Below are 16,050 nucleotides of genomic sequence, written 5' to 3'. Positions count from 1 at the left end.
AAGCATCGCCTTAACTACCGCCGCTTCGTGGATCAGACGAAGCGGTTTTGTTTTATATGGTCATGGTAACACGACCAGTTTTTTGCCATTATCCTGGATTTCAAAATTGACGCCCGTTCCCTCTATTCCTTTCAGTACTTGCGACAGCGTGAGGTTGCGGCCCATCTTTCCCCAGAACTCGCGTTCCGGCACATTGCCCTGGTAGACCACGGTGATGTCGTACCACCGGGCCAGCTCGCGCATCACATCTTTCAGCCTGGCGTTCCGGAAATCGAAGACGCCGTTCTTCCAGGCTACCGCTTTTTCAATATCCGCGTCCTTCACCACTTTAATGCCGGCATCTATCTGCGCCTGCTGGCCGGGGCGCAGGGTGGCGGACTGCGTTCCTTTCCTCACGCGCACGGCGCCTTCCAGCAGCGTGGTGTAAATGGCCGCTTCATCTTCGTAAGCGTTTATATTGAAGTTCGTGCCCAGCACTTCTATCGTTGCCAGCTCGTTCACCTTCACGCGGAAGGGCATGGCAGCGTCTTTTGTTACTTCGAAATAAGCTTCCCCCGTTACCTGCACCATTCTTTCGCGGCCCTGAAAGGCGGTGGGATAGCTGATGGACGAAGCGGCATTCAGCCATACCTTCGTGCCGTCCGGCAGCTTAACCTGGAACTGGCCGCCGCGCGGCGTTCGCAGGGTGTTGTAGCTGATGGTGGAGGCATCGCCCTGCGCATCGTAAGAGAGCTGGCCTCCCTGCTGCCTTACAGCGGTGTTGCCTTGCTGCAATACCTGGTTGCCCGCGCTGTCTAACGTGACCACGGAGCCGTCCGCCAGCGTGAGCGTGGCTTTGGAACCGCCGGGCGGCGCGTCGTTCACCGGTTGCTGAGCGGTGATCGCTGCGCGCTCGGATGGCCGCGGCCAGAGCAGGCTTCCCGCGGCGATCAGCAACAGCACCGCCGCGGCGGCCCACCAGTAACGGAAGCGGCCTTTGACCACTTTTGTTTTTTCCACGGGCTTATCTGCCTGCAGCACGGCGCTGACCACATGTTCCCATGCCTGCCGGTCGTAAGGGGGCAGATCGGTGGCGCCGGTTTTATCCAGCACAGCCGCTATCTCCGCGGCATATTGGCCGTCCGGGTCATCGCGGAGCAGGGCCTGCAGCTGCTCGTACGTTTCCGCATCCGCCTGCTGCGATAATACCAGCCCTATGAGATGATGTATGCGTTCCTGGTTATTCAATTGGCAATATTTTTTGCATGATTAATGCCCCCATACACAGCTGATGCGCGAAGGGAGCGTTAGTACCTATCGATCAGAAAAAAAATTCAGAACCGGCACTGAAAGCGGCTGCGACATACCGATCTCGGCCGGTAGCCTATGGCGGGCAAAACTTACAACAACCAATACCAAAGCAGCAGCAACGGCAGAAATACGCCCCGGCTGGCCAGATAGCCGCGTATACTTTTCAGGGCACGGCTTAAAGTGTTCTTGACGGTTTGAAGGGATAATTGCAGCTCTTCCGCGATCTCGGTCAGTTTCATCCCTTCCTGCCTGCTGAGCAGGTATACCTTTCTCGCCTGCGGCGGCAGCTGGGCCACCGCTTCCTGCACCAGGCGGGCGGTTTCACGGAATTCGAGCTTGGTGTCTTCAAACACTTCCGTTGCCGCCGGCCCCTGCCGGTTGCGCACGGCGGCTTTGCGCAGATAGCCAAAGCAGTCGTGAAAAGCGATCTTGAGAATCCAGGAGCGGGGGTTTTCAATGGCAGGAAGCTGTGCGCGGGACATCCATATGGAAAAAAATACTTCCTGCAGGATGTCTTCAATGACATGCTCCGTTTTCGTCAGCTTGTAGATCAGCGGCCGCAGTAACGGCGTGTAGATGTGAAACAATTCCCTGAAAGCAGCCTCGTCGCCTTCCGCCACCTGCAGGAACAGCGCCCTTTCAATATCTGATGTGGTATACATTCTTTTGCGCCGGCATATGCCGTACCATCGGTTGATTCCGGGGCTAATTTAGCGCAAAACAATTACACATCAGAACGCGAGTAATTTTTCCATGGCTTCCGCCACTTTCTCCGCGGTGGGCAGCATGGCCTGTTCCAGTGTTTTGTTCAGTGGCACGGCGGGCAGGTCCAGCGCACCGACCGTCATCACCGGCGCATCCAGCGACCGGAAACATTCGCTGCCGATCTTTCCGGCGAGGCTCATCATAAAGGAATGGCTGACTTGCTCTTCGGTGAGCAGCATGCATTTGCCGTGTTTGCGAACGGTATGGAATACCAGTTCTTCATCCAGCGGGAACAACGTCCGCAGGTCTATGATCTCCACCCTGCCGGGGAACTTTGCAGCGGCGGCTTTCGCCCAGTACACGCCCATGCCGTAGGTGATCACGCAGATGCTGTCGCCGGCATCGGCGGGCAACACCACGCGGCCTTTGCCGAAGGGCAGGATGTAATCGGCGGCGGGTTCGATGGTCATGGCTTCCAGTGTACCGGGCACTTTGCTCCAGTATAATCCTTTATGTTCCAGCATCACTACGGGGTTGGGATCGAGGAAGGCGGCTTTCATCAGACCTTTGAGATCGGCGGCGTTGGAGGGATAGGCCACCTTGATGCCTTTGATGCTGAGTAATGTGGATTCGATGCTGCCGGAATGATAGGGACCGCCGCCGCCGTAAGCGCCTACCGGCACGCGGATCAAGGTTTGTACAGGGAATTTGCCGGCGGTGAGATAGCAGCTTTTGGATATTTCGCTGACGAGCTGGTTGAAACCGGGATAGATGTAATCACCGAACTGCACTTCTACAATGGGTTTCACTCCTACGGCGGAAAGGCCCGCGGTGCTACCGATGATGTATGCTTCCTGTATGGCGGTGTTGTACACGCGGTCGTCCCCGAATTTTTCGGCAAGGGTGGCGGCTTCGCGGAATACGCCGCCGAGGCGGCGGCCTACGTCCTGTCCGAAAAGGATGGCTTCGGGATGTTCGCGCATCAGCTCTTCGATGGCATGCAGCGCGGCATCTACCATTACGACCTTGCTGCCACTGGCGGGTGTGCGTTCGCCGGTTTCTTCCGTAACGGGCGTGGGTGCGAACACATGCTCCCGCACAGTAGAAGGGTCGGGATCGGGACTGTTCACCGCTCTATCAAAATCATCATCCACGATGGCGATCGCTTCGGCTTCCGCTTTTTCAACATCCAGGAAATCCACGTCCGCCTGCAACAGAAACTCTTTCAGGCGTGGCAGCGGGTCGCGGGATGCATGTTTATGGAGATCTTCTGTGGTGCGGTACCATTCCCTGCGCACGCCGGAGGTATGGTGACCGAGCAGCGGCGTGGCGGCATGCACGAGGATGGGCCTGCGCATGGAGCGCGCGTAACGGATGGCGGATTCCATGGCGTGATAGCTGGCTTCGAAATCGCTGCCGTCTACCCGTATCCTTTCCAGTCCTTTGAAGCCCGCGGCGTATTCATAAGCGTCCATCGTGCGGGCTTCGGCGGAGCTGACGGAGATGCCCCATTCATTGTCCTGCACCAGGTAAATGATGGGCAATCCCTTCAGCACAGCAAACTGCAACGCTTCACTCACCTCCCCTTCCGTAACGCTGCCGTCGCCGAGCGAGCAGAGCACCACCGGTTTTTCGGTGGTCTGCAGCAGGCCGGACTGTTCCAGGAACTGTATGCCCTGCGCCATGCCGGTGGCGGGAATCACCTGCATGCCGGTGGCGCTGCTTTGGTGCGGGATCACCGGTTTGTCCGCCTGGCGGCTGTTGGGATGGCTGTAGTAAGAGCGGCCGGCGCTGAAGGGATCTTCCCCTTTGGCCAGCAATTGCAGGATCAGCTCAAAAGGCGTAAAGCCCATGGCGAGCAGCATGCAATCGTCCCGGTAATACGGACTGGCATAATCCCAGGGCTGCAGCAGCAGGCCGGCGGCGATCTGAATTGCCTCGTGGCCCGAGGAGGTGGAATGCACGTACTGGCAGAGCGAACGGTTGGTTTCGTATTTGTCCGCGAGATTCCTGGCTATACACATCAGGCGGTACGCCTTCAGCAGCAGGTCCCGGAATTCCGTATCACGCTCATGGTGTGTAATGGTCGCTTCCAAAGCTGGAACGCTTATATTATCTTTAACCACGTAATACTGTTTTGGTGTTACTCATAAATAGTTGCTCTAGCAACTATTGCTACTGCAAATTAAGTAAATATGCACGATACTTTCGTTAGTAATCCATCTTTTTTTAAGCTGGATGCTACGCTTAAAAAAATACGCAACTACTGGCAGAAGAATTTCGACGCCCAGCAAAAGGACATTACGGTAGACCAGTGGCTGCTGATCGAGAATCTTTACAAGCACAAACGCATCACCCATAACGAGCTGGCACGGCTCACCTCAAAGGATATTACCACGGTTTCGCGCATCATTGAATTACTGGTAAAAAAGGAGCTGGTGGAGCGGCAGGGGTCTACGGACGACCGGCGGAAGGTATTTGTGCAGTTGACGCCCGCGGGGGTGAACAAGTATAAAGACGTGCGGCCGCTGGTGCTGGAAATGAGAAAAACAGGGTGGAACAATCTCTCCGAAGGGGATTATAATGAGTTAACGCGGATACTGGACGTGATCTATAATAACATTCCATAAAAAAGTAAAGAAGAAAAAATTAAAAAGAAAAAAGGAAAAAGCAGCCAGTTAACACTCTTTTTTGCTTCCTAATTTTTGCCTTTTACTTCTCCGATTACTTCACCATAAACTCCAGCAGGCTGTCATTTTCGATAAAGGCCTCAAGGTTGTCGCCGATCTCCACGGCGCCCACGCCCTGCGGCGTACCGGTAAAAACAAGGTCACCGATGTTCAGGGTAAAGAAGCGGGAGATATAAGCGATCAGCTTGTCGAATGGGAACAGCAGGTCGCCAGTGTTGCCTTGCTGCACGATCTCTTTGTTTTTGTAAAGACAGAAATTGATGTCTTTGAGGTCTGTTTCCTCGGTGATCGGAATGAACTTGCCCACTACCGCGGAGTTATCGAACGATTTGGCGATTTCCCAAGGCAGCCCTTTCGCTTTCTGTTTTTCCTGGAGATCTCTCGCCGTGAAGTCGATCCCCACCGACATACTATCATAGTATTTGGAGGCGAACCGTTCCTGGATGTGCTTTCCGTTCTTTGATATCCGCAATACCAGTTCGCATTCATAATGAAGGTTATCCGTGAATTCCGGATAATAAAATGGATGGCTGTTTTGCAGCAGTGCATTCTTGGGTTTCATGAAAATCACGGGATCGGAGGGCACCTCGTTCTTCAATTCTTCTGCATGTTTGGCATAGTTTCTTCCAACGCAGATAATTTTCATAATGCGTGTATTTTGTAAGGTTAATAAAGCCTATGGTTGTCCCACCGCCCATTACATGGTTGGTGGCGCTCAAGGTAGGGGTACCTTCAGGCATGAAATATACAATTTACTTCTATAATGGAAAAGTAAGGTTGTTATAATTGTTCATGGTGCGTGGCAGGCCGATGGTAGCGAAGCTTTCAATGACTTCCACACATTTATCGATCTTCTGCCGCACGACCGGTTCTTCTTTTTCATTCCATCTTCCCAATACATAATCTACCTGCCTGCCTTTGGGGAAGTCGTTGCCGATGCCGAAGCGGAGACGGGGATACTGGTTGGTAGCGATGGCTTCCTGGATGCTTTTGAGACCGTTGTGACCGGCGTCGCTGCCGCCGGGGCGGATGCGGAGAGTGGTTAAAGGCAAGGCCAGCTCATCAAGGATCACCATCATGTTTTCCGCCGGTATCTTTTCCTTGTCCATCCAATATTTCACGGCCCTGCCGCTGAGGTTCATGTAAGTGGTTGGTTTGATGATCACGAGTATCTTTCCTTTCCACCTGACGGTCGCCACATCGGCCAGCCGGTCGCTGTTAAAAGATACATTATGTTTTACGGCCAGGGCATCGGCCACATCAAAACCGATGTTGTGGCGCGTATGATGATATTCCGCTCCGATGTTCCCTAATCCGACGATAAGAAATTTCATAGACATCAAAAATAAAAAGCCCGGCTGAAATAACTGCCGGGCCCATTATATAATTCTTTTGCCAATTTATTTCTTCTTGGCTTCCTTCTCGGCAGCCGCCTCTTCCTGTTTCAGCTGACGGGTCATCACCACGGAAGCTACGGGAATACGGGGAGAGTTGAGTATCTCGATCCCTTCCGCTTTCACGTCTTCCACACGGATGTTTTCGTTCAGGTCCAGGTTAGTGATATCCACTTCCAGGTTTTCGCGCAGGTCTTTCGGCAGCGCTTTTACTTTCAGTGATTTCATTTTCACTACCAGTTTACCACCGCTCTTTACGCCGATGGACTGACCAACGGCTTTCAGCGGCAGGGAAGCAACCACTTTTTTGTTTTCCACGAGTTCCAGGAAATCCACGTGCGCCAGTTCATCTGTCACCACGTCGAACTGCATGTCTTTCAGAATGCAACGGTAAGTTTTGCCGCCTACCTTTACTTCAGCAAGCTGGAAGTCAGGTGTGTATACCAGTGGTTTGAAAGCAGCAGCAGCAGCGGAAAAACTAACTGTTTCTGCACCCCCGTAAATAACACAAGGCACTTTTTCCTCAGAACGAAGCTGGCGGGTGGCTTGTTTGCCGAATTCGCTCCTGAGTTCTCCTTCGATGGTTATTGTTTTCATTGTTTAAACATTTATGAATAAAAAAAATACACGTTGTTAAGACATCCGGCGCTGGCTGTGCACGAACAGGCTTGTAATGGACTTGTTCTCGTGCATGTTCCGGATGGCTACCGCGAAGAGGTCCGCCACGCTGATCACTTTGATCTTGGGACTTTCCTGTTTCAGCGGGATGGTATCGCAAACCACCAGTTCATCCAGCACTGAATTGTTGATGTTCTCGTAGGCGTTGCCGCTGAAAACGGGATGCGTACAGAATGCCCTTACGCTTCTTGCGCCTTTTTCCATCAGCAGCGCGGCTGATTTGGTGAGGGTACCCGCGGTATCGCAGATATCATCTATCAACACAATGTCCTTGTCCGTCACATCCCCTATCACCACCATCGACGCGATCTCGTTGGCCCGTTTGCGGTGCTTGTCGCAGATCACCATTTCAGCATTGAAATAACTCGCTACTTCGCGCACCCGGGTGGTGGAACCCACGTCAGGGGACGCAAAGGTAAGGTTTTTAAGCTTCAGATTCTCGATGTAGGGGATAAAAATCGCCGAGCTGTCCAGGTGGTCTACCGGGATATCGAAGAATCCCTGGATCTGGGGGGCATGCAAGTCCATGGTAATCACCCTGTTAGCACCAGCGGCGGTGAGCAGGTTGGCGATCAGTTTGGAGCCGATGGCCACCCTGGGCTTGTCTTTCCTGTCCTGCCGCGCGAACCCGAAATAAGGGATTACCGCAGTAATATACCCTGCCGATGCACGCTTGGCCGCGTCGATCATGAGCAGCAATTCCATAAGATTATCCGCCGGTGCGTTGGTGCCCTGAACGAGGAACACATAATCACCACGGATGCTTTCGAGGAATACCGGCTGAAATTCGCCGTCGCTGAACTTCTGGATTTTCACTTTGCCCAGTACATTGCCATACCTGGCAGCGATACGCTCCGCCAGCGCAGGATTGCTATTGCCTGTGAAGATTTTAACAGATGGATTCATGATGTAGAAAAAGAGGTTGCAAAACTATGACTTTATATGGTATCCCGCAGAAAAAAAAATCATTGTTGGAAATACTAAATATTTTGGGATTAATTTGCTAACCAGATTAGTATTTGTATATTTGTGGAAATGAAACGGCTATGCGAGTTAACCCATCTTTACTACCACCAATATCAACGTACATAGAGCCGCGGGAGCGGTCTTTACCGCCTATCTGCGATTGGCCGAAAGATGAACGGCCGCGTGAGAAATTCGTCAAGAACGGCGCCAAGGCCCTGAGCACCACGGAGCTGCTGGCCATCCTGATCAATACTGGCCAGGATGAGAAATCCGCGATAGATCTTGCCACTGAAATACTGTACCACGCCGGTAACAGCCTGCCGGAGCTGGCCCGGATGAGCATACCGCAGCTGATGAGCTTCAGGGGAATCGGGGAGGCCAAGGCTGTGACCATTCTCGCCGCCATGGAGCTGGCCCGGCGCAAGCAGTTCTCCATCCCGCAGGAGCGGCCCGTCATTCACAACAGCACGGATATTGTTACGCTGTTACGGCCGCTAATGCAAGACCAGAGCTACGAAAGCTTTTATGTGCTGTACCTGAGCCACGCGAATAAAGTGCTGCATTGCAGCTGCATCAGCAACGGCGGCTTTACGTCCACCACCGTAGACCCGCGCATCATATTCCAGGAAGCGCTGTTCCTGAAAGCTACCCGGCTGATAGTGGCGCACAACCATCCTTCCGGCACCCTGAAGGCCAGCAGGGCGGATCTGCGCATTACCAACAAGCTGCTGGAAGCAGGCCGGTTATTAGACATCGAATTACTGGACCACGTAATTGTCTCAGATACAGGGTACCTGAGCTTCAGGGATGATGGCATACTGGGGCAAGCGGCATGATGGTTAGCGTAGCAGGGTGGATACGCCTTTCTGGAAAACGCGGTTGCCGAATTCGGTGTCCGTATATTCCAGTACCCAGGCGTAGGTCCCGACCGGCGCGGGAGAACCGTTGATCTTGCCGTCCCATTTGTTCAGCCAGTTACGGGATTCGAAGACCAGCTGGCCATTGCGGGCGTAGACGCGGAAAGTAAGGTCGGCGGTTTTGTAGCCGTTGAGAGGGTACAGGAAATCGTTGGTGCCGTCGTTATTGGGCGTAAAGGCAGTGGGCACGGCAACGCGACAGGTGGGCACTGTTTTAATGGTATGTATGGCGGTATCAAAACAGTGCAGGTCGTTTTCCACGATAAGGCGTACTTCGTAGGCTTGTTCCCTGCTGCCGATGGGATAACGGAACGGGTTGGGATTGACGCTCCGGGAGCCGTTGCCGAAGCCAAAGTCCCATTGATGGGCAATAATATGACCGGTGCTCTGGTCTGTGAAAACGGCCATATCGAGGGGACAAAGCACGGGGGCGGACATGGCGAATTCCGCGTTCAGCTCATTGTCCAGCAAAATGGATTCGGTGTGCTGTGCGGAGCAGAGGCCGTTGGTCACCTGTAGCTGCACGGTCTTCTGGCCGAATACCGTGTATACTTTCTCGTAGGTCCTGCCGCTGGCGGTGGTATTGTCTTCGAAGGACCATTGCCAGTCGGTCACGCCGTGGGCGCCGTCGTGTTCCAGGAAGATGGTGTCGTACACGCAATCCAGAACTATCCGGGAAGAGAAGGCGGCGTTAACGGTGTCTTTCGTGAAAAAGCTCATCCGGTCGCCCAGCGGGGTTTGCACGCCGCATTCGCTGATCAGGGTATTACCATCGCTGCCGCGTACCAGGTCAATATCAAAATTGCCTTCGTGGTAGATGGTGGTATTCAGCGTCAGTTCGATGCTGTCGGTCAGCTTGCTGTTGCAGAAAGTGGTGGCCTTTGTAATGGAAATGCCCGGCAACGTGCCGCTCAGCCGGAAGTCGCTTCCATTGGGAGCAACAGAGGTGCAGAGCACGGGATCGGAGAGGTAGACCATGATCTTGTTGGGCATGCATCCGATATTACCGATGCTGTCGAACGGTACGGATTGCGGCACGGGTACGGTGAAGTCGATTTCCTTGCCGGCGGCGATGGGATTGTCGCAGGCGTCGAGCATGGTATTGCCGTCCCTGCCGGTCTTCACGCGCACCTTGTAGTTCCCCGGAGGGAGGGGTTGCTGGAGGTAGAGCATGACCGAGTCCATGTCAAAGCCGCTGTTGCAGTTCACCCCCATGGAGCCGATCACACGTACGGTGCTGCCCACCAGTTCAAATTCGTTGCCGTCGCCGGCCATTGTGGCGCAGCGGAATTTCTTGTTGAGGCGGATGCCTACGCGATTGTCCATGCAATGATATTCCGCGCGCAGGAAAGCGCCGGCGAGGGGGTCTGTGATATTGGCGGTGCCGCCGCCGAAAGACAGCTGGTAGCCGCTTTGCGTTTGTGTAAAATGGCTGACCATCAGCAGGTACTGGTGATCTTTTTTCAGGGTGGGCATGCTGCTCCATTTGGGCTCGCTGTAGCCGGAGCAGGCCATCAGCCGCGTTCCTTCCGTGGAGGCACCGGTGTTGCCGGGGATCGCGCTCCAGTTGCCGGCGACTTGCAGGGAGGCATCGGAGTATACGAGGACGGGGGCTTTGCCGGTAACGTCAAACAGCTGCCAGTCGTAGTCATCCTGCAGATCATTCGGTGTGATGGTAAAACCAAGCGTGCCGGCTTCATAGCAGGTGAACTTGTACCAGAACGGATTCACATCCTCGTAGTCCGCGTGATCATTACAGGAAGGCAAAGGTATGGGCCTTCCGTCGCAGAGCGGAACAGAAGCCTGCTTCAGCGCCTTTGTGCCGCAGACAGGGAAAGCGCTTTGAGGCGTCTGACCTAACTGCGTGCAGTTCTGAGCCGACATTCGGGTCACCGCACATAAAAGGGGTAAGATCAATATGAGGAAAAATCGCATGGCTTGATGGCAGCAATATAGAGATAATATATAAAGTAAAAAGCCTCTCTTTTGTTACATTTGCTGGAATTTAATTTAAAAAAACATATCCACTTATGCTAAAAGTCGGCTTGTTCGGTGTTGGTCATTTAGGAAAGATCCATTTATCCCAGCTCATTACCATGAAAGACATTGAAGTAACCGGTTACTTCGATCCCAGCGACGCCAATGCCGAAGGAGTACAAGCTTTATATGGTCATCTTAAAAGATTTACATCGGCCGAAGAGCTGATACTCGCCGTGGATGCGATCGACATTGTAGCGCCCACCACGCAGCACTACCAGCTGTGCGAGCTGGCGATCCGCAACGGCAAACACGTGTTCGTGGAAAAGCCCATGACCAATACCATGGAAGAGGCGAAGCTGCTGGTAAAGCTGGTGGACGAAGCCAATATCAAATTCCAGGTAGGGCATGTGGAGCGGTTCAATCCCGCTTTCCTGGCGTTGAAGGGGTACGACCTGAAGCCGATGTTCATTGAGGTGCACCGCCTCGCGGAGTTCAATCCCCGCGGAACGGACGTGAGCGTGATCCTCGACCTGATGATCCACGATATAGACATTGTGCTGAGCATCGTAAAATCCAGCATCAGCCGCATCTCCGCGAGCGGCGTGGCCGTGATGAGCGATACGCCGGACATTGCCAACGTACGCATCGAGTTTCACAACGGCTGCGTAGCCAACCTTACTTCCAGCCGCATATCCCTCAAAAAAATGCGGAAAATGCGCCTCTTCCAGAAAGATGCTTACATCGGGATCGATTTCCTGGACAAGAAAACGGAGATCATCAAGCTGAAAGAGCCGGAGGACGAAGGATTGTTTACGCTTGACATTGCCACCAATTCGGGCAAGAAGACCATCGCGATCGACAACCCGGAGATCAAGCAGTCCAACGCCATCCGCATGGAGCTGGAGCTGTTCCGGGACAGCATACTGGAAAACAAGCCGGTGGCGGTAAATGTGATCGATGGATTTCAGGCGCTGGAGGCTGCGCACCAGATATTACAGAAGATCGGAAAGGGACAGTCAGAGTAACCCGTTTTGCAGAAAGGCGGCGGCAATCACCAGGTCCTGGGGTTTGGTGATCTTGATGTTCTGCTCCTCTCCTTCCACCAGGTGCACTGTGTGGCCGAAGCGCTCCACCACGGTGGCCTCATCGGTAAATAGCGGATCGTAAGGCTGGTCGAACGCCGGTACCAGGATGCCCGACAAAAAGGTCTGCGGCGTTTGAATGATACGGAACCGCGTTCTGTCCGCCGCCATATTCCCCTCCCCATCCACTTCCCGGATACTGTCTTTCAATGCAATTGCGGGGATGGCGCTTCCTTTCGCCAATGCCTGCTCATAACAGGCACGGATCAACGCGGGGCTTACCAGCGGCCGCACACCGTCATGCACGAACACCACGGCGTCCTGCTGTATGGTCTGCAAGCCGTTCTTCACGGAGTGGAAGCGCGTTTCACCACCATCCACCAATGTAACGGAAGGCGGCCGGTCGAAGGCGGCGAGCACTGTGCCGATACTCCCGCGGTGCGCGGGCGGCACTACCAGCACAATACGCACATCCTCATAAGCCTGCATAAAAGCATGTATGGTATGATACAGCACAGGCTTGCCATTCAGCTCCAGGAACTGCTTGGGCACGGTGCTGCCCATTCTTGATCCGGAACCGCCGGCAACGATAACGGCTACTTTTGCGGGTGAAGGCATATCATTCGTCTAAAAAAAATTACGAATTACAAATGAACAAACATTCATTCATAATTCGTAATCCTTCATTGAAAATCTGTTATCAGATGATCAGCATGGCATCGCCATAGCTGAAGAAACGGTATTTCTCCTTGATAGCCTGCTGATAGGCTTCCATGATCAGATCATATCCGGCGAACGCGCATACCATGATCAGGAGGCTGGTCTTGGGCAGGTGGAAGTTGGTCACCAGGGCGTTCGGAATGGAAAAGTCGTACGGAGGATGGATGAAGGTGTTCGTCCAGCCTTCGGCCGCTTTCAGGTGATTCTGGGCTGTTACGGAAGATTCAATAGCGCGTACAGACGTAGTGCCGATCGCGCAGATCTTGCGGTTATCTTCTTTTGCCTTGTTCACGATCTTCACCGCATACTCATCGATATGGAAATACTCGGCGTCCATCTTGTGTTTGCTGAGGTCTTCCACTTCAATGGGGCGGAAAGTACCGAGACCGGTGTGAAGGGTCACTTCAGCGAACTTCACGCCTTTGATCTCCAGGCGCTTGATCAGCTCACGGCTGAAGTGCAGGCCGGCTGTGGGAGCGGCTACGGCGCCTTCAAACTTGGCATAAACGGTCTGGTAACGCTCTTTGTCCTCATCCTCAGGCTTCCGCTTGATATATTTGGGCAGGGGTGTTTCACCCAGGCTGTCCAGCACGGCTTTGAACTCCTCGTCGTTCCCTTCGAACAGGAAGCGGATGGTACGGCCGCGGGAGGTGGTATTGTCGATCACTTCCGCCACCAGGCTTTCGTCATCGCCAAAATAAAGCTTGTTACCTACCCTGATCTTGCGGGCCGGGTCCACGATCACGTCCCAAAGACGATTCTGCTTGTTGAGTTCACGGAGCAGGAACACTTCAATTTTTGCACCTGTTTTTTCTTTACGGCCATAGAGTCTTGCCGGGAACACCTTGGTGTTGTTCACGATCATTACATCTTTGTCGTTAAAGTATCCGAGGATGTCTTTGAAAACTTTGTGCTCAATTTTGCCGGTAGTGCGGTTAACGACCATCAGGCGGCTCTCGTCTCTTGTCTTTGAAGGATGCTGTGCGATCAGATTTAACGGGAGATCGAACTTGAATTGTGATAATTTCATATTACGGTATGAATGAATTTAAAGGCTGCGAAGGTACGGAATATAAAGTATTCCGTCAAAAAATACCCTAACGGCCTGGAATTGCGGCAATTAGCTGCCGCGTGTACCCGGATGCAGGGTGATGGTACACTTTTCGTGCCACACCGATCTCCTCGATCTTCCCCTTGTTCATGACCATCATGCGGTCGCTCATAAAATGCACGACGGACAGGTTGTGCGAGATGAAAATATAGGTGAAATTGAACTCCTGCTGCAGCTGTACCAGCAGGTTCAGCACCTGCGCCTGTACGCTCACGTCCAGGGCGGACACGGATTCGTCGCAGATAATGAACTCGGGGTTTACGGCCAGGGCGCGCGCGATCACGATCCGCTGCCGTTGCCCGCCGGAAAACTCGTGGGGGTAACGGTGATAGTGCTCCGGCAGGAGGTTCACCTTTTCCAGCAGTTCCATGACCTTTGCTTTCCGCTGTGCGTCGCCGCCGTAGAGCCCATGCACCCGCATCGGTTCCAGGATGGCCTGTCCCGCCGTCAGCCGGGGATTGAGCGATGAATACGGGTCCTGGAAGATCAGCTGGATATGCCTGCGCATCTCCCGCATCTCCGCGGGCGACAGGCTCCGGAGATCTTTCCCCTTGTACCAGATACGCCCGCCGGTAGGTTCTATGAGCCGCAGCAGGGTGCGGCTGAGCGTGGTCTTTCCGCAACCGGACTCCCCCACCAGTCCCAATGTTTCCCCTTCCCGCACTTCAAAGCTGACATCATCCACCGCCTTTGCCCATTCCTGTACTTTCCCTACGAGGTTGCGCCGCAGCGGGAACCAGGTGCTGAGCCCTTCCACTTTCAGCAGTGGCGGCCGCTCTGCGAGCGCGGCTTCCCTTGCCAGTATATCCGTTTCCGGTAGTTCCAGGGAGTTGACGAATTCGGCTACGCCCGTGTCCGTATCCATAAAGTCGCTGACCACCGGCAGGCGGCGCAGGCGCTTTTCCAGCGGCGGGCGGCAGGCCAGCAGGCCGCGGGTATAAGGATGACGGGGGTTGTTGAATATCTGCTGCACCGGGCCTTCCTCCACAATACTGCCTTTATACATCACGGCTACACGGGTAGCGATCTCCGCCATTACGCCCAGATCGTGGGTAATGAACACCACACTCATCCCCATTTCGCGCTGCAGTTCCAGCAGCAGCTCCAGGATGGTCTTCTGCACGGTTACGTCGAGCGCGGTGGTGGGTTCGTCCGCAATGAGCAGGCGGGGGCCGCAGCTGATGGCCATAGCGATCATCACTCTTTGTTTCTGCCCGCCGGAAAGCTCATGGGGGTATTTATCAAAAGTCCGTTCGGGATGCGGGATACGCACCCGTTCAAAGAGGGCGATGGTTTGTTTTTTTGCCTGCCGCCGCGTTACTTTTTTATGCAGGCGGATGGCTTCGGCCACCTGGTTGCCGCAGGTGTGGAGGGGGTTGAGCGAGGTCATCGGTTCCTGGAAGATCATGGCGATCTCGCTGCCGCGGTAAGCGCGCATTTGCGCCGGCATGGCCTTTGCCAGGTCGGTGGCCGGCTGGCCGGGAGGCTGGTACAGGATGCTGCCGCCGGCAATAGTGCCGGGCGCCTGTATCAGCCGCATCAGGCTCATGGCCGTTACCGATTTGCCGGAACCGGACTCCCCAACGATGCCCAGCACTTCCCCCGGCCGGATGTCCAGCGAAATACCATTGACGGCCGTAACGGTCTCTCCTTCCATCTGGAAAGTGACTTTCAGTTGCCGGATGGATACAAGCGGAGCGGAACTCAAAAGAGAAGATGTTTAACGGTCTGGTGATTATGGATGAGGTTCTGCAGGGAGTCCACCCCGATCTTCAGGTGGCGCTCCACATATTCTTTTGTTACCTTTTTATCGCTTTCCTCGGTTTTCACGCCTTCGGGCACCATGGGCTGGTCGGATACGAGCAGCAGCGCGCCGGTGGGGATCTTGTTATAAAAGCCTACGGAAAAGATGGTGGCGGTTTCCATATCGATCGCCATGACCCGGATAAGCTCCAGATATTTTTTGAAATCGGAATCGTGTTCCCATACGCGGCGGTTGGTACTGTAGCAGGTGCCGGTCCAGTAATCGCAACCATATTCGCGGATGGTGGTGGAGATGGCCTTTTGCAGGGCGAACGCGGGGAGCGCCGGCACCTCCGGCGGGAAGTAGTCGTTAGACGTACCTTCGCCACGGATGGCGGCAATGGGCAATATCAGGTCGCCAATGCTGTTCTTCTTTTTCAGTCCCCCGCATTTGCCGAGGAACAACACGGCTTTGGGCATGATGGCGCTGAGCAGGTCCATCACGGTGGCCGCGCCGGGACTTCCCATCCCGAAATTGATGATGGTGATATCTCCGGCGGTGCAGCATTGCATGGGCCTGTCCATGCCCACGATCGTGGCGTCGTTCTGCTGCGCGAACATGTTCACATAATTGGAAAAGTTGGTGAGGAGGATGTGGGAGCCGAAATTCTCCAGCTTCTCGCCTGTGTACCGCGGAAGCCAGTTCGCTACTATGTCTTCTTTTGTTTTCATCCGTACATCTGTCTTTTTATGGACGGCATGTACTTTGCAGTC

General features: G+C 54.1%; 15 protein-coding genes. 3 read left to right on the top strand and 12 right to left on the bottom strand.

From position 1 onward, the window contains the following. Positions 1-60: 60 nt before the first annotated feature. The 3 genes from CCY01nite_RS11990 to CCY01nite_RS11980 form a co-directional block, all read right to left on the bottom strand. Positions 61-1,227: a FecR family protein gene (locus CCY01nite_RS11990; RefSeq protein ID WP_146861563.1), complete on the bottom strand. Its 1,167-nt coding sequence runs from the start codon at positions 1,225-1,227 to the stop codon at positions 61-63. Between the two features lie 152 nt (positions 1,228-1,379). Then, on the bottom strand, positions 1,380-1,952 hold the full coding sequence (locus tag CCY01nite_RS11985; protein WP_146861560.1) for an RNA polymerase sigma factor: 573 nt from the start codon (positions 1,950-1,952) through the stop codon (positions 1,380-1,382). A 69-nt stretch (positions 1,953-2,021) separates the two neighbouring features. Next, entirely contained in the window at positions 2,022-4,091 is a 2,070-nt protein-coding gene (locus CCY01nite_RS11980; protein ID WP_246129919.1) for an alpha-ketoacid dehydrogenase subunit alpha/beta, read from the bottom strand. Between the two features lie 99 nt (positions 4,092-4,190). Here CCY01nite_RS11980 and CCY01nite_RS11975 point away from each other — a divergent pair, with 99 nt between their 5' ends. Next, a complete protein-coding gene (locus CCY01nite_RS11975) occupies positions 4,191-4,625 on the top strand; it encodes a MarR family winged helix-turn-helix transcriptional regulator (protein WP_146861557.1) in 435 nt (144 codons plus the stop codon). Between the two features lie 94 nt (positions 4,626-4,719). Here the strand turns inward: CCY01nite_RS11975 and CCY01nite_RS11970 are convergent, their stop codons facing one another. The 4 genes from CCY01nite_RS11970 to CCY01nite_RS11955 form a co-directional block, all read right to left on the bottom strand. After that, positions 4,720-5,331: a fumarylacetoacetate hydrolase family protein gene (locus CCY01nite_RS11970; RefSeq protein WP_146861554.1), complete on the bottom strand. Its 612-nt coding sequence runs from the start codon at positions 5,329-5,331 to the stop codon at positions 4,720-4,722. Between the two features lie 112 nt (positions 5,332-5,443). Next, entirely contained in the window at positions 5,444-6,019 is a 576-nt protein-coding gene (gene pth, locus CCY01nite_RS11965) for an aminoacyl-tRNA hydrolase (RefSeq protein WP_146861551.1), read from the bottom strand. 66 nt (positions 6,020-6,085) lie between these two features. Beyond that, positions 6,086-6,676 (bottom strand): 50S ribosomal protein L25, encoded by a 591-nt coding sequence (locus CCY01nite_RS11960; protein WP_146861548.1) that lies wholly within the window; start codon positions 6,674-6,676, stop codon positions 6,086-6,088. Positions 6,677-6,712: 36 nt separating this feature from the next. Then, the gene (locus CCY01nite_RS11955) at positions 6,713-7,663 is read right to left on the bottom strand and encodes a ribose-phosphate pyrophosphokinase (protein ID WP_146861545.1); all 951 of its coding nucleotides are present in this window, start codon (positions 7,661-7,663) and stop codon (positions 6,713-6,715) included. A 140-nt stretch (positions 7,664-7,803) separates the two neighbouring features. Between CCY01nite_RS11955 and radC the strand changes: the two genes are divergently transcribed. Next, positions 7,804-8,559, top strand: a complete 756-nt coding sequence (gene radC, locus CCY01nite_RS11950) for a RadC family protein (protein ID WP_146861542.1) — start codon at positions 7,804-7,806, stop codon at positions 8,557-8,559. A gap of 3 nt (positions 8,560-8,562) precedes the next feature. Here the strand turns inward: radC and CCY01nite_RS11945 are convergent, their stop codons facing one another. Further along, positions 8,563-10,524 carry a T9SS type B sorting domain-containing protein gene (locus CCY01nite_RS11945; RefSeq protein WP_186831026.1) on the bottom strand — a complete coding sequence of 654 codons (1,962 nt, stop codon included), beginning with the start codon at positions 10,522-10,524 and terminating at the stop codon, positions 8,563-8,565. Between the two features lie 146 nt (positions 10,525-10,670). Between CCY01nite_RS11945 and CCY01nite_RS11940 the strand changes: the two genes are divergently transcribed. Continuing rightward, positions 10,671-11,645 carry a Gfo/Idh/MocA family protein gene (locus CCY01nite_RS11940; RefSeq protein WP_146861536.1) on the top strand — a complete coding sequence of 325 codons (975 nt, stop codon included), beginning with the start codon at positions 10,671-10,673 and terminating at the stop codon, positions 11,643-11,645. Here CCY01nite_RS11940 and CCY01nite_RS11935 read toward each other — a convergent pair. The 4 genes from CCY01nite_RS11935 to CCY01nite_RS11920 all read right to left on the bottom strand — a co-directional run bounded on the left by CCY01nite_RS11935 (position 11,637) and on the right by CCY01nite_RS11920 (position 16,008). Further along, positions 11,637-12,320: a 2-C-methyl-D-erythritol 4-phosphate cytidylyltransferase gene (locus CCY01nite_RS11935; protein ID WP_146861533.1), complete on the bottom strand. Its 684-nt coding sequence runs from the start codon at positions 12,318-12,320 to the stop codon at positions 11,637-11,639. The two genes, CCY01nite_RS11940 and CCY01nite_RS11935, sit on opposite strands and share 9 nt — an antisense overlap. A gap of 82 nt (positions 12,321-12,402) precedes the next feature. Beyond that, a complete protein-coding gene (gene queA, locus CCY01nite_RS11930) occupies positions 12,403-13,452 on the bottom strand; it encodes a tRNA preQ1(34) S-adenosylmethionine ribosyltransferase-isomerase QueA (protein ID WP_146861530.1) in 1,050 nt (349 codons plus the stop codon). Between the two features lie 67 nt (positions 13,453-13,519). Further along, positions 13,520-15,241, bottom strand: coding sequence for an ABC transporter ATP-binding protein (locus tag CCY01nite_RS11925; RefSeq protein WP_222614372.1), 1,722 nt, complete (start codon positions 15,239-15,241; stop codon positions 13,520-13,522). Then, positions 15,238-16,008, bottom strand: a complete 771-nt coding sequence (locus tag CCY01nite_RS11920; protein ID WP_146861527.1) for an AMP nucleosidase — start codon at positions 16,006-16,008, stop codon at positions 15,238-15,240. The genes CCY01nite_RS11925 and CCY01nite_RS11920 overlap by 4 nt, the downstream gene beginning before the upstream one ends. Positions 16,009-16,050: the final 42 nt, after the last annotated feature.

The organism is Chitinophaga cymbidii, assembly GCF_007992715.1.
Classification (GTDB): Bacteria; Bacteroidota; Bacteroidia; order Chitinophagales; family Chitinophagaceae; genus Chitinophaga; species Chitinophaga cymbidii.
This window is presented reverse-complemented; position numbering and strand designations above follow the sequence as displayed.

Coding starts and splice junctions, on each gene's coding strand:
- CCY01nite_RS11985 (WP_146861560.1), bottom strand. CDS start 1,952: ATGTATACCACATCAGATATTGAAAGGGCGCTGTTCCTGCAGGTGGCG.
- CCY01nite_RS11975 (WP_146861557.1), top strand. CDS start 4,191: ATGCACGATACTTTCGTTAGTAATCCATCTTTTTTTAAGCTGGATGCT.
- CCY01nite_RS11970 (WP_146861554.1), bottom strand. CDS start 5,331: ATGAAAATTATCTGCGTTGGAAGAAACTATGCCAAACATGCAGAAGAA.
- pth (WP_146861551.1), bottom strand. CDS start 6,019: ATGAAATTTCTTATCGTCGGATTAGGGAACATCGGAGCGGAATATCAT.
- CCY01nite_RS11960 (WP_146861548.1), bottom strand. CDS start 6,676: ATGAAAACAATAACCATCGAAGGAGAACTCAGGAGCGAATTCGGCAAA.
- CCY01nite_RS11955 (WP_146861545.1), bottom strand. CDS start 7,663: ATGAATCCATCTGTTAAAATCTTCACAGGCAATAGCAATCCTGCGCTG.
- radC (WP_146861542.1), top strand. CDS start 7,804: ATGCGAGTTAACCCATCTTTACTACCACCAATATCAACGTACATAGAG.
- CCY01nite_RS11945 (WP_186831026.1), bottom strand. CDS start 10,524: ATGTCGGCTCAGAACTGCACGCAGTTAGGTCAGACGCCTCAAAGCGCT.
- CCY01nite_RS11940 (WP_146861536.1), top strand. CDS start 10,671: ATGCTAAAAGTCGGCTTGTTCGGTGTTGGTCATTTAGGAAAGATCCAT.
- CCY01nite_RS11935 (WP_146861533.1), bottom strand. CDS start 12,320: ATGCCTTCACCCGCAAAAGTAGCCGTTATCGTTGCCGGCGGTTCCGGA.
- queA (WP_146861530.1), bottom strand. CDS start 13,452: ATGAAATTATCACAATTCAAGTTCGATCTCCCGTTAAATCTGATCGCA.
- CCY01nite_RS11920 (WP_146861527.1), bottom strand. CDS start 16,008: ATGAAAACAAAAGAAGACATAGTAGCGAACTGGCTTCCGCGGTACACA.